This is a genomic window from Rhodococcus sp. T9N (assembly GCF_024436645.1).
GTDB classification, from domain to species: Bacteria; Actinomycetota; Actinomycetes; order Mycobacteriales; family Mycobacteriaceae; genus Rhodococcus_F; species Rhodococcus_F qingshengii.
The window spans coordinates 374,206-386,592 of the sequence record NZ_JAMSKS010000001.1 but is presented as its reverse complement, the minus strand read 5'-3'; the positions used below and the strand labels follow the sequence as shown (position 1 = coordinate 386,592).

General features: G+C 62.3%; 13 protein-coding genes. 5 read left to right on the top strand and 8 right to left on the bottom strand.

Going from position 1 to position 12,387, the window contains the following annotated elements:
* The first annotated feature begins 15 nt into the window (after positions 1-15).
* From M1L53_RS01825 to M1L53_RS01815, 3 genes are all read left to right on the top strand, one after another.
* Positions 16-708 (top strand): TetR/AcrR family transcriptional regulator, encoded by a 693-nt coding sequence (locus M1L53_RS01825; RefSeq protein ID WP_007735740.1) that lies wholly within the window; start codon positions 16-18, stop codon positions 706-708.
* A 145-nt stretch (positions 709-853) separates the two neighbouring features.
* Positions 854-2,287 (top strand): lipase family protein, encoded by a 1,434-nt coding sequence (locus M1L53_RS01820; protein WP_054188297.1) that lies wholly within the window; start codon positions 854-856, stop codon positions 2,285-2,287.
* 139 nt (positions 2,288-2,426) lie between these two features.
* A complete protein-coding gene (locus tag M1L53_RS01815) occupies positions 2,427-3,125 on the top strand; it encodes a type 1 glutamine amidotransferase domain-containing protein (RefSeq protein ID WP_054188296.1) in 699 nt (232 codons plus the stop codon).
* 81 nt (positions 3,126-3,206) lie between these two features.
* On the opposite strand, the gene M1L53_RS01810 is transcribed toward M1L53_RS01815, so the two are convergent.
* The 3 genes from M1L53_RS01810 to M1L53_RS01800 are packed head-to-tail and all read right to left on the bottom strand — an operon-like array spanning position 3,207 to position 6,012.
* Positions 3,207-4,517, bottom strand: coding sequence for an HNH endonuclease signature motif containing protein (locus tag M1L53_RS01810; RefSeq protein WP_054188295.1), 1,311 nt, complete (start codon positions 4,515-4,517; stop codon positions 3,207-3,209).
* Positions 4,518-4,576: 59 nt separating this feature from the next.
* Positions 4,577-5,431 carry an alpha/beta fold hydrolase gene (locus M1L53_RS01805; protein ID WP_054188294.1) on the bottom strand — a complete coding sequence of 285 codons (855 nt, stop codon included), beginning with the start codon at positions 5,429-5,431 and terminating at the stop codon, positions 4,577-4,579.
* On the bottom strand, positions 5,428-6,012 hold the full coding sequence (locus M1L53_RS01800) for a TetR/AcrR family transcriptional regulator (RefSeq protein ID WP_232319079.1): 585 nt from the start codon (positions 6,010-6,012) through the stop codon (positions 5,428-5,430). Before M1L53_RS01800 ends, M1L53_RS01805 begins: the two co-directional genes overlap by 4 nt.
* Before the next feature lie 116 nt (positions 6,013-6,128).
* On the opposite strand from M1L53_RS01800, the gene M1L53_RS01795 reads away from it, so the two are divergent.
* The gene (locus M1L53_RS01795) at positions 6,129-7,562 is read left to right on the top strand and encodes an amidase (protein WP_054188292.1); all 1,434 of its coding nucleotides are present in this window, start codon (positions 6,129-6,131) and stop codon (positions 7,560-7,562) included.
* Here M1L53_RS01795 and M1L53_RS01790 read toward each other — a convergent pair.
* From M1L53_RS01790 to M1L53_RS01775, 4 genes are read right to left on the bottom strand one after another with little or no spacing between them, the layout of a single operon-like run.
* Complete coding sequence (locus tag M1L53_RS01790; RefSeq protein ID WP_054188291.1) at positions 7,559-8,194, bottom strand: DUF5701 family protein; 636 nt, start codon at positions 8,192-8,194, stop codon at positions 7,559-7,561. The genes M1L53_RS01795 and M1L53_RS01790 overlap by 4 nt on opposite strands.
* A gap of 10 nt (positions 8,195-8,204) precedes the next feature.
* Positions 8,205-8,849 (bottom strand): TetR/AcrR family transcriptional regulator, encoded by a 645-nt coding sequence (locus M1L53_RS01785; RefSeq protein ID WP_054188290.1) that lies wholly within the window; start codon positions 8,847-8,849, stop codon positions 8,205-8,207.
* The gene (locus tag M1L53_RS01780; protein WP_007730221.1) at positions 8,837-9,100 is read right to left on the bottom strand and encodes a hypothetical protein; all 264 of its coding nucleotides are present in this window, start codon (positions 9,098-9,100) and stop codon (positions 8,837-8,839) included. The genes M1L53_RS01785 and M1L53_RS01780 overlap by 13 nt, the downstream gene beginning before the upstream one ends.
* On the bottom strand, positions 9,097-9,531 hold the full coding sequence (locus M1L53_RS01775; protein WP_054188289.1) for a hypothetical protein: 435 nt from the start codon (positions 9,529-9,531) through the stop codon (positions 9,097-9,099). Before M1L53_RS01775 ends, M1L53_RS01780 begins: the two co-directional genes overlap by 4 nt.
* A gap of 140 nt (positions 9,532-9,671) precedes the next feature.
* On the opposite strand from M1L53_RS01775, the gene M1L53_RS01770 reads away from it, so the two are divergent.
* Positions 9,672-11,000 (top strand): diacylglycerol kinase family protein, encoded by a 1,329-nt coding sequence (locus M1L53_RS01770; protein WP_003943249.1) that lies wholly within the window; start codon positions 9,672-9,674, stop codon positions 10,998-11,000.
* On the opposite strand, the gene M1L53_RS01765 is transcribed toward M1L53_RS01770, so the two are convergent.
* The gene (locus M1L53_RS01765; RefSeq protein WP_054188288.1) at positions 10,981-12,366 is read right to left on the bottom strand and encodes an FAD-binding oxidoreductase; all 1,386 of its coding nucleotides are present in this window, start codon (positions 12,364-12,366) and stop codon (positions 10,981-10,983) included. The genes M1L53_RS01770 and M1L53_RS01765 overlap by 20 nt on opposite strands.
* Positions 12,367-12,387: the final 21 nt, after the last annotated feature.

The window sequence follows — 12,387 nt, the reverse complement described above, 5'->3', positions numbered from 1 at the left end:
TTTGCAGCAGGTCAGATGCGTTTTGTGTGCGGCGCGATGCCGCATACTCTGGCAGACGTGGCAATCGCTGAAACAGACAGAAATTACGGCGGAAGGTCGGTCGCGGCTCGCAAGGCCGAACGCCGTTCCCTCTTTTTGAATGCTGCTCTCAGCGTGTTTGCAGACCAGGGGTATGCCGGAAGTTCGGTGGCGGATATCTGCGCGTCCGCGAGTCTGGCCAGAAGGCAGTTCTACGACGAGTTCGGTAGTCGCGAGGATCTACTCCTCGCGCTGTATGACCAGATCCAACTCGACGCCAGAATTGCAATGGTCGACGCACTCGATGCAGAGCCTTCGGTCAATCTCCGTGACAAGGCAGCGACGGCCATGGCCGCCTTCGTCGAGTCGGTCGGAAGTGACCCACGACGCGCACACGTTGCCTTCATCGACGTCGTAGGTGTCAGTCCCCGGGTGGAAAAGCATCGTGTGGACCAACGTTCGGTCTGGGCAACATTTTTCGAGTCGATCATCAAAGGGATCGTGGGCGAAGATTACGAACCGCCAGGTGGTTACCGGTGGGCGTCCACCGCCTTCATCGGCGCGCTTACCGCGCTGGTGCACCAGTGGAGCACTGCGGAGCCTCGTCCTCCCGTGTCGGTACTGGTCGATCTGATGACGGTGCTCTTGAATGCGTTGATCGACGACGCGCCCCTTCACGCCGACGAATAGGTCACGAACACCAGGGGATTGTAATCCGGCCCACAACGCTCTACTCTCGTCCTCAATGTGTTAGACACTCGCATCTAACTTGTGTGCTCGTGATGAGAACTGCGGCAACACAAGGCAATCTGTGCTTTTCCGGGGAGGAATTGGTATGGGACGACGCTGGACAACTGACCGACAATGCGGGGGCCTCGCGATTGCCGTGATTGCAGTAATCGGGCAGATCGGACTTTCGGCACCTGCCTCAGCGGCACCGGACGAAGGTGTTCCCGCCCAAATTCAGGTCCAGCCTGCCCTGCCGCCTGCGGTTGTACCGCCTTTGCCTGAACTGGACCAGGCCTTCTATGAACCGCCTGTCGAGGTCGTCGAATCCAAGCAACCGGGTGAGATCATCGCCGCTCGTGCGGTGAATCTCGGTACTCTCAACCTGATTCCGACCAACGTGGATGCGTGGCAGATCTCGTATCGATCCAATAATGCTGCGGGCGAGGCAATTCCTGCTGTCACCACAGTGATCAAGCCGCGTGGCGACACTCGCGATGGAGGCCCGCGCCCGCTGCTGTCCTTTCAGATGGCAGAGGATTCACTCGGAAACTACTGCGCACCTTCGTATGTCATGCAGCAAGGCGCGTTGCCGTGGCTGGTGACGGGCGCTGCGACCGGTGGGGCTCAATTCCTCGAAGTGCAGGCGGCACTGGCGCAGGGTTGGGCATTGTCGGTGCCCGATCATCAGGGACCCAATTCTTCCTTCGCCTCCGGCCCCGTCGCGGCCCGGATCACGCTCGACGGTATTCGTGCTGCTGAGAACTTCGAACCCATGGAGCTGCAAGGGCGGTCAACTCGCGTAGGGCTGCTCGGCTACTCGGGTGGATCGATTCCTACCGGTCACGCAGCTGAAATACGGCAGGCGTACGCGCCGGAACTGAATATCGTCGGAGTCGCCGAAGGTGGTGTTGCCGCGGATCTCGGCGCTTTGCTCGACAATGCCAACAACGCTCTCGGGGCCGGGATCGTCGCTGCCGGTGTAATCGGAGTGAGCCGAGAAGATCCTGAACTTGCAGGTTTCATCGATCAGCACATAAACCCTGCCGGCCGAGCGCTTTTCGCTGCCAAGGACAACCTGTGCATGCTCTGGACGTCGGCTGCAGTGCCCTTCCTCAACATCAAGGGCTTCCTCGATGTCCCGGGAGATCCGGTCCAACACCCCACGGTGAGAGCTGCGCTCTCCCGAGCTGCCATGGGTAAGTCTGTTCCTGACGTGCCGATGTACATTTATCAGTCGAATCCCGACTGGTTGGTGCCTGTTGGCCCGGTGAACAAACTTGTCGATACCTATTGCCAAGATCCTTCTGCGAGTGTCGTTTACACCAGAGACCACTTCAGTGAGCATGTCAGCATGGAAGTCGTCGCTTTGCCGAGTGCTCTACTGTGGCTTCGCGATCGGTTCGCTGGTGTGCCTGCTCAGCAGGGATGCAGCACCTTCGACGCTGGATCCATGGCGCTTGATCAGAGGACCTGGCCAGTCTGGGTGGATGCGGTTGGTGAACTCGTCGCGGGACTGTTCGGCAAGCCGATCGGGACCTGACGGGTGACGTGATTCTGCGGTGGTGAGGAATTCTCACAAGGGCAGCGTGTTGCACTGACTGGACGTTATTTCATTGATCGGGCCTTGAAGATGGTGTCTTGTCACCAATGGGTTCCTTTTACCGACGAAAGGTTGCGCGATGACAAAGCTGTTGTTTGCGGTCACTTCTGCAGATCACTGGACGCTGAAGGACGGAACACCCCACCCGACCGGGTACTGGGCGGAAGAACTGGTCGAGGCGCATCGCGTTTTCGTCGACGCCGGCTACGAGATCGTGATCGCGACGCCTGGCGGTAGAGCTCCCGTTGTGGACGAGGGAAGCCTGGCGCCCGAGGTGAACGGCGGGCAAGAAGGCGCCGACCGTATGCGCAAGTACATCGCCGATCTGCAGCCGGTGCTCGATTCGCCGGAGATTTTGGAGAACGCCGATGCTGCCGATTACGACGTGGTCTTTGTGCCGGGTGGACATGGACCGATGGAGGATCTTGCGGTGTCGGCATCCTTCGGTGAGCTTCTCGTGAACTTCTTGGACGCGGACAAGGTGGTCTCGGCGGTCTGTCACGCGCCGGCGGCACTCCTGCCGGCCCAGAGACCCGATGGAAGCTGGCTGTTCGACGGCTATCAGCTGACCGCGTTCACCAACGAAGAGGAGACGCAGGCTGGTCTGGCGGACAAGGCTCCGTGGCTGCTCGAAACTCGCCTACGCGAATTGGGCGGCAAATTCTCGAAGGCTGAGGCGTGGTCGCCTTATGTCGTGGTGGACCGCAAGCTCTACACCGGTCAGAATCCGGCGTCGTCACGGCCTCTCGCCGAGCGGATTGTCGCCGACTTGGGCTGAGCATGTTTTTTGGCGCCGCATCGAGGTCTCCTCGATGCGGCGCTGGTCCGTGTTCTGTTGTCGCCAAAGAGGTTTGACCTCTCAGGTTTTGAAGGTGGTGTTCGCGGGCCGTGGGTGCTGGCCGGGGTCGATCGAGGGTGGTGGGACGAACCACGGTTTGTTGTCGACACCGATCCGGATCACCCATTTCCCGACGAACCCTGATTTCCGGTGCATCAACCGATGATGTGAACGGCACAGCAGGACCAGGTTGTTCATCACCGTCGGGCCACCGTTCGCCCAGTGCCGGATATGGTGCGCATCAGTCCACGCCGGCACACATGTGCAACCCGGGAACGCACAGCCCCTGTCTCGGGCAATCAACGCCACTCGCTGTTCGGCGGTGACCAACCTCTTCCCTGGTACCGCATCGAGCGGCGCGCCGTGACCGTCGAGCAGAACCGTGGACAGGAAACAATCACACCCGAGAAGCCTGGTCTGCGACACCGACAGCGGTCCGAGCCAGGGCATGTGCCCGACATCAAGATCGGCCGGCTCCAGTGAGCCGTCATCACCCGAATCCGAAGACTGTGCGGCACAGTCCCGATGCTCAGCCAAATCACGAGCATTGATGTGCACGTTCACGTGCGGGCGTTGACCACCGTCTGTGCCTGTTTTGGCGCAGTCGAGATAGCGGCGGATCAGTTCGGTGAACCCATCCGCGGTCCGTTTCGCCGCCGACCGAGCATCGGGAGTCCCGTCCGGTGCCGGGGTGGGCATCGTCAGATTCGACAACGCGGAGAGCAGCATTTCGCCGGTGAGGGCGTCGAAATCCCCACGCACCACCACCCGACCATTGAGCGTCGAGGCGATCCGCAACTCATTGAGATCGACATCCTCGGCGGGCGGGATCTCATCCGATTCGAACAACCGCTCCAAGGTCGCGATCACGTTCCGCACTTTCGTGGTCGTCGCTTCCACACCCGACGCAGCCGCCAACAGTAGGTCGATACAGCGAGGGAGCGCGGCGTCTGGCATGCCCTTCGGTGGTGACTCACAGAACGCCACGATCAACACGGCATGCTCGAACGAGCAGTCCCCGCCATCGAACCGAGCCGCGACCGCCGGAAACGGCCGCAACGCTGCACCGAACGCGGCGATCTTCTTCCCGTCCCGAACCTGCAGCATCGTGTTGCCCGCCAACCACGCACCCACCCCGCGGCTCGCGATCACCTGATCATCCGGGCGCAACGACAACTCGTCGACCACGGCCACTCGAACGGCTTCCAGGCGCAGAATCTCCGCACTCGCCTCGACGGCAGCAGCGCGCAACTCGGCAGCAGTCAACTGCCACAACCGTCCGCGTAACCCCACCGCAGAACCCGACACCACATCCGACAACAAGACACTCATTGAATCCCCCGATCCCCTCCCCAAATCATACTCGAACACGCGTTCGAGTCAAGAGGGAATTAGGCGAGGGCGCGAAGGAGTGGAGTGGGGTCCGCGACGACGAACAGATGGCCGCCTCCGTTGATCTCTTCGAAGCGAGAGTCGGGAATCAACGAGTGTGCCCAGCGGGCTACTTCGATGGGTACGTTTCCGTCGTCGGTTCCGTGTAGGAAAACCGTTGGTACCGAGATCGATTGGAAGAGTCCAGGCATCTCGTGGCGATACCGAGCCAAGTCGACAACCCCTGCGGATCCGCCCTGTGCGATCCCTTCGGATGAATCCAACTGGAGAGCGGGGCGATGTACCTCGTCGGTCATGACGGCCTGATCGGCGGCCGGCCAGATCGAGACTGAGTCGCTGCGTAGCTTGGAGAACACTCCGGTTCCTGCGAGTATTGCGCCGGCCACACGGGGAGCCCAGTTGGCGGCAAAGTACAACGCAGATACCAGTTTTATTCTGCGTCGCAAAGTATCTCGCGGTGCCCCGGGGATCATGGCGCACGCCAGCACCAGTTTCGAGACTCGTTCGGGAACGGCTGCAGCGACTGCGAGCGCGTAACCGCCGCCTCCGGAGAAACCCATCAGTGTGGCCGAGCCCAACTCGAGGTGATCGACCAGGGTGACGAAGTCGTCGTCCCAGGAATGAAATCCCTTGTCCGTGTACGGATCCGTGCGTCCGAAGCCGGGTCGATCGGGGACTATCAGCCGTATGCCTGCCGTCGAAGACGCGTTGTGGAGTGAGAGCCCTTCGTATCGGCTGCCAGGTGATCCGTGGGCCACGACTACCGGCTGGCCAGTCGGATCGCCGTACTCGCAGAATGCGATACGACGCCCCGACGCGTCGCGAATTTCGGTTGTGGTCACGCTGCTCGTCATGATGTGGTTCCTTGCTGCGCGTTCGACGCCACACCGTCCAGGATGAGGGCGACTCCGAACTCGAACCTTCGGGTGGGATCGTGATGAAGTGCGAACACCGATGCCTCGCGTCGATCGGCAGGTGCGCTGTCGAAAGCGCCGCGTCCCAATTGAATTGCGACGTGTCCGGTGACGAAATCATGCAGCGCGCCGTATGCGTACGTGGCCTGCTCGTCCTCGAGGCCTGCCAAGGAAAGGGCGCTCACGACTCGGTGGGCGGTATCGTCGGCCCCGGGTGCTTCCAGTGATGCCTGCCGATGGGCTTCCAGGACCAGGGGATGGCGCATCAGGAGGTCGTGGAGGCCGTAGGCGAACGTGCGGGCAACCCCGCGCCAATCGGTCGGCCAGTCGATCGACGAGACGGCTTCGCCTACGAGAGTCGAGATCAGATCTCGCCTCAAGGCGTCGATGCCGCCGGTTGTGCGGTGGACGGACATCGGCGATATGCCGAGTCGTTCGGCGAGCACTCGAAATGACACCGCATCCAGGCCGTCCGTATCGGCGATCTCTGCCGCGGCATCAAGAATCTGTCTGTGACTCAATGCTTTTGGTCGACCAGCCCTTGCAGAGCTGGTGGATTCGGATACCATGCTGACAACAATAGCGATACGCGTATCGAAATTACAAGTGTCCATCGACCTCCAAGGAGCGCTGCCCGATGACCGATCTCCATCAACTGTCCGCCGTCGAACTTGCCGGTGTGATCGCCGCCAAACAGGTCTCGATTCCCGAAGTCACCAGGTACTTCGTCGACCGTGCGACCACTTCCGATGACGTCGGCGCCTTCACGACGATCGCCGGGGAGCACGCAGTCGCCCTCGCCGAACAAGCGCAGCGCAGGTTGGACGAGCGGGACGCCGGGCCCCTTCCGCGGCTGTTCGGCGTTCCGACGGCAATCAAAGACCTCGATGCAACGCGCGGCATTCGCACGACCTTCGGATCGGCGCTCTTTCGCGACTTCGTGCCGGACGCTGACGACGAGATCGTCGAGGCGATCCGAGAAGGTGGGTTGATCGACATCGGTAAGACGACGGTGCCCGAGTTCGGGGCAGCCTGTTACACCGAGCCGGAAGTCGCTCCGCCTGCTCGCAGCCCGTTCGATCGCACGCGGAGTGCCGCCGGCAGCAGTGGCGGCGCTGCTGCCGCCGTCGGCGCTGGTCTGGTGCCGTTTGCACAGGGAAGTGACACCGCCGGTTCGTTGCGTTCGCCGGCAAGTACGTGCGGAGTCGTCGGCCTCAAGCCGAGCCGCGGTTTGATCACGATGGGCGTGGCGGGGCATGACAACTTCGGATTTGCGAGCAAGGGGCCGATCGCCCGGACAGTTCGCGATACCGCTGCGCTGCTGGACGTTCTGGCGACGCGACCCGGCGCCGGAACTATCCACCCGCCTCGGCCGAAGTCGTTCGAAGAGTTCGTCGTACAGGCTGGGGGAGTTCGGGCTCGCCCCTTGACCGTCGCTCTTGCTCACGGATCGGTCTCCGGCGGAGCCGTGGATGCGCAGCTCTCGGCTGCTGTATCGAAGGTTGGGTCTGTGTTGGAGGGGCTGGGTCACAACGTGTTCGAGCGACCGCAGGCTCGCGATGACATTTTCATCGATGCTTTCGTCAAGATGTTCTCGTCTTTGGCGGGAACCAAGCCGATCCCGGAGGAGTACGAACACCTTCTGCGTCCGATAGTGCAGCACTTGCGAGTTCAAGCAAACCAGGTGTCTTCGGGTGAGCTGGCCGCGGCAATCGGTATTGTTCAGGCCTGGGCGCGGCGATGGAGTCTCGACTACGCCGACGCCGACCTTGTTGTCACTCCGACTGTGACGAAGCCGCCGCTTGCGATCGGGGAGTTGCGCAACGACGAAGATCCCGCGACCGAACTGATCGACATGGTCGCTTTCACCGGAAACACCGTCGTCGCCAATGCAACCGGTTTCCCGTCGATCAGTCTGCCACTCGGTTGGACGGAAGACGGCGTTCCACTCGGCATCATGATCTCGGCGAAATGGGGTTGCGACGCGGAATTACTTTCTGCCGCTGCAATGCTCGAGGCCGAGATGCCGTGGAAGGATCGGTACCGATTCGACCGCGCAACCGTGCTCTAGTTCGGGAGCGGTACCCGGTCGCTCGCCGATGCGAACCCCAACCACGTGTGGCGGTTACCCCACCAGCACCACCCGACTTTCGGGGCTTTGCGGTTGTCTTTGCCGTCGCGACCGGTTCCGTTGCTGATCCACACGGCGGGAGTTCTGGTGTCGAAGGATCCGTCAGGTTTGCGCAGTCGGGAGCCGATGGTCATGAAACACTTTCCGCGTTCGAGAATGTCGGGGCGCTGCAACAGCCAGTGGATGCCTTCGGTAAGCGTCAGCGGCGTACGGTCTGCGTCGACGATTGCGGGCAATGCTTCGTCCGGACTCCAGTTGGCCAGGTGATCCCCGCGGTCGACTCCACTGAGCAGATGTAATGGGCTTTCGGGCAGCGTTGACTGCTCGGTGGGGGTGAACAGATCGACGTCCGCCATGTCGACGACTATGAATCCGCGCTTGTTCCCGAGCTCGAGCAACGGAGTCAGAACTGAAGCCGGAGCCAGTTTTTCGTGCACGGTGAGTAGTCCGACATCACCGTGCCCGGTTGCGGCCTCCCTGACATCGCCGGCAGAAAGTCCGGCCATCTCGTGAACACCGAGTTCGATCAATCGCTCGGCCTGCTGATCGATGGGCGGGAGGTCGAAATGCATATCTGCGATCCTACCGATCGTGAGCAGAGCGATCGGAGGGTTCGGCCGCGAGGGAAGTCGGCCACGCAACGCCCAACGCGCGCATGATGAACGGGACGGTGGTCGCTACGACGGCGTCCACTCGGTCGCCGGCCATGAGCATCGGGCGTCGGCTTTCCACGCAGGCGAGGATGAGTTGCGCGGATGCGGCAGCATCGGAATCGACAAAGACACCGGCGTCGACACCTTCCTGGACGAGCTGTTCGACCAGAACCGACAGCGGGACAATATGTTCGAGGAAACTTTCGCGATCCTGCGCTGACAACAATTCGACCAACGCGATTCCTGTGAATCGTTGCAGTGAGAACTCGACGAGTGTCAGTTTGACGAGGATTTCGAGTCGGTCCACAGGATTCTCGCGGTCCGCGAGTTCACGCTCGGCCAGGAGTAGGAATCTATCCATCTCGCGGGTGGACCAGGCGAGCAGCAACGCGGATTTGTCGGGGAAGTAGTTGTAAACCGCTGTCCGCGAGACGCCGGCCGCCTGGGCCACGGTCTGCAGCTTCACGTTTTGCCAGCCCTGCTCGTGAAGTTCGCGAATGAATGCGTCCAACATGGCTTCTCGGGTGGCGATTTTGTGCTCTGCGGTTGTCGCGCCACCGGTCAACTTCGGCATGGTCGATCCTCCTGGGTCTGATTCACGGTCACGGGGAGGTCGAACAGGTCCGCAACAAGGCGCGGATCACCTTGCCACATCGAGACGGGTGCGAGCATCATCTGCTGCGCGATCGAGCGTACGGATCGGCAGACCTCTTGTTCTTCGGCGAGTGTGAGCGTCGTGCGTTTGCGCAATCGCTCCATCTCCGCGGTAGTGAGATCAGTGATCCATTCCTCGGCTGCAAGCGAGAGGGGTGAATCCGGTGTCACGACCGATCCAACTCGGCACTGGAGAACCGCGAAGTCATCACGGACAGCGTGATGACGGCGACGACCGAGACGGCGTGTGCCGCCGCCAGCCAGAGCGACTCGGGTGCATGTTTGTGAAGGGTGGGCGCCATCAGCATGGCCATGAGGAGGGCGAGACTCGACAACATCGCGGGACCGTTGGGGCGGCCGACAAGCAGGCCGACCAGAAGAACGAGCGCGACGACGCTGCACGCCACATCTACAGGCGGGTACGTGGCCGGAACGATTCCGCTGACAGTGTCGGTGAAGTTCAGCCCGATCGACACCAACTGTGCGAGACCTGTCGCGCCGGCCAACCAGGCCGTCCAACGCAGTCCGTGGAGTCCGGCTTTCCGAATGCCGGTCAGGGTTCCTTCGGCGGATTCCCACGCTTCGGACGTCGGTGTTGTCACGGTTACTCCTTTTTATGACGAGGTGTCGTCATAAAGTAGCAGTGCGCGATCGCGAGATTCTTGCCGGTAGGTGACTGGCCTGCTTCGAAGGGATAGCGTCGAAGTACCGGCCGAAATGACAATCGCGGGGAGGTGGCTCGATGACGACCTCTGCCCACACGGATCGGCCCTCGTCGAAACAGAGTTGGTTGGCGCGCGCAGCCTTCGCGGCCCTGGTTCTTGCAGTCGCGGTGCTCCTGATCTTCGCCGGACTGAAAGCCTTGACCATGCTGATCCTGGGGATCGGTGGGGTGGTCGTGTGCGTCGTAGCCGTGTACTGGTTTCTGACCACCCGCGGATTCCTCCGCTGGATCTCGTTGGCGGTGGTGGTACTGACCCCGATCGTGGTGCTCACCTTCCTGGTCCGAGAACGACTCCTGTGGGTGGTGCTGCTCGCGATCGGGTTGTTCGTCGTAGCCGGTATCTGCGCTCGCACCGCCTTGGCGGGGGAGGAGAAGGAATTGCCGGTTGTCGAGCGACCGGCACCGCCGCCCGTCAAGCCGTTCTTCGTGATGAACCCGAACTCCGGTGGTGGCAAGGTCGAGAAGTTCGACTTGAAACGCAAGGCCGAGGAACGGGGGGCCACGGTCGCACTGCTCGAGGGGCCCGAGAAGATCGACGTGACGGCCTTGGCCAGGCAGGCGGTCGCGGACGGCGCCGACCTACTCGGTGTGGCCGGTGGCGACGGAACACAGGCACTGGTTGCTGCTGTCGCGGCCGAACACGACCTGCCCTTCCTCGTCGTCAGCGCGGGAACGCGCAACCACTTCGCCGCGGATCTGGGGCTCGATCTCGAGGATCCATCTCGGTGCCTCGACGCGCTCGTCGACGGCGTCGAGGTCACGGTGGATCTGGGAAATGTCGGCGGTCGAACTTTCGTCAACAACGCATCGTTCGGGGCGTACGCCGAGGTAGTCCAGAGTCCGGAGTACCGCGACGCCAAGACCAGCACCTTCTTGCAGATGCTCCCGGATCTCCTCGCCGGACGTGCCGGAGCGGTGTTGACCGCGCGCTCCCCGAGCGTGTCCGCGGTGGGTCCACAGGCTGTGCTGGTCAGCAACGGCCCGTACGAGATGAACGACCTGGCGGGGCTCGGTCATCGGCCGCGATTGGACCGGGGCACTCTCGGAATCGTCGCGATCTCCGTCAGCAGTGCCCGTCAGGCCATCGGGTTGCTCCATCGGGCGCATCAACACGGTCTGGCTCAGGGCACCGGATTCGAGGTGATCGTCGACGCCGACACCGACGAGATTCCGGTCGGCGTCGACGGCGAGGCGCTGGTGATGCCAACTCCGGTCAGATGCACGGTCAGTCCGCAGGCGCTGAGGGTCAGAGTCCCCCGAGATCGACCGGGCATCCGTCGCCCCCGGCACGCCTGGGATCTGGTCCGGTTGCGAGAGTTGGCGAAGTTCAGGCGATCCGGCGCATGACCTGACCGACGGCCAGGACTCCCTGCGGATCATGCGTGTCCGCCAAAGCGCTCAGCCAGTGAGCGGTGTCCTCGTCGTAGGTGCGGGCGATCTTCTCCGGGTCGACGCTCGGCGCGAAGTTGGGCAGTGCATGCCCGTTCGTCCATGGCGCCATCGTTCGTCCGAGAGTCTCGGCGTGCGGGACTACCGCGTCGACCATCGGTGGGGCAAGAACTCCGACGGTGAACAGCGAGAAGGCAGCGTCACGATGGCAGAAGGCGCTGCGGTGCTCAGGTTCCCGTGCGAGGGCGCCCCCGAGGAGACGTAATTCGACGACGGTTTGGGGTGAACCGGATCCGGGTCCGGCAGCGGCCAGCAATGCGTCGACGGCCTCGTGTGACAGCTCGTTGGTCAATGCCGTGGATTCGTGCGTCGGCATCGGGTCGACGGGATCGGCGTGCACTGCCCCGAGGGCGGCATAAGGCAGCACACCGACTGCGTCGATCAAGGGTGTTGCGATTGAACGGATTCGGTCGATCAGTGACTTGGCATCGGATTCCTCGGCAAGACTTGCGAATCTGACCGCGACGGTGAGCCTGCCGGCCAGCGGCGGCGGAACCTGTGGAAGGGGTGGAAGTTGCAGAAAGGCAAGAGAGGTCGAGCTGTGCTCAGGCAGGTCGGCGCCCCAGTCCAGCCAGGCGTGCGCGACCGCGCTTGCATCTGCGCCGTCGAAATAGAGTGCACCGCCGTAGAAGTGGGTGACAGGTAGTAGGTCGATCTCGATGGCTGTGACAATGCCCAGTGTGGCCTTGCCGCCGCGTAGCCCCCAGAACAATTCGGCATGTTCGTCGGGGGTGACATGAATGAGTTCGCCACTGCCGGTGACGATGTCGAACGAACGAACGTGATCCGACGACAGCCCGTACGTGCGCACCAACGGGCCGATGCCGGCACCGGTGAGGAAGCCGGCGACTCCGACAGTGGGTGAAGAACCTGCCAGTGGCGCCAAGCCGTGGGGTGCGGCAGCGTCGATGACGTCCTGCCAGATCAAGCCCGCGCCGATTCGGGCAGTGCGGTTTTCGGGGTCGACGACGCACTCCGTGAGCCTGCCGGTGTGGACGAGGAGAACGTCACTGCCGAGAGGGACCGCGCCGTGGCCGGTGCGCTGAACACCGACGCGCAGGCCCAACTTCGCCGCGAATCGCACAGTTGCGGCAATGTCTTGCGCGCTCTCGACTGCCACCACCGCGCCAGGCGCGACGGGAACCGCTGCATTCCACGGAATCGCCAACTCGTATCCCGTTTCGCCAGGCAGGGAAACGGAACCGGTCACCTCTGCGCGCAGTGATTCGACCGCGGCGTCGAGCGTGGGGGTTTGAAGGTTCATGGTCTTCCTTTCCTCATCCGT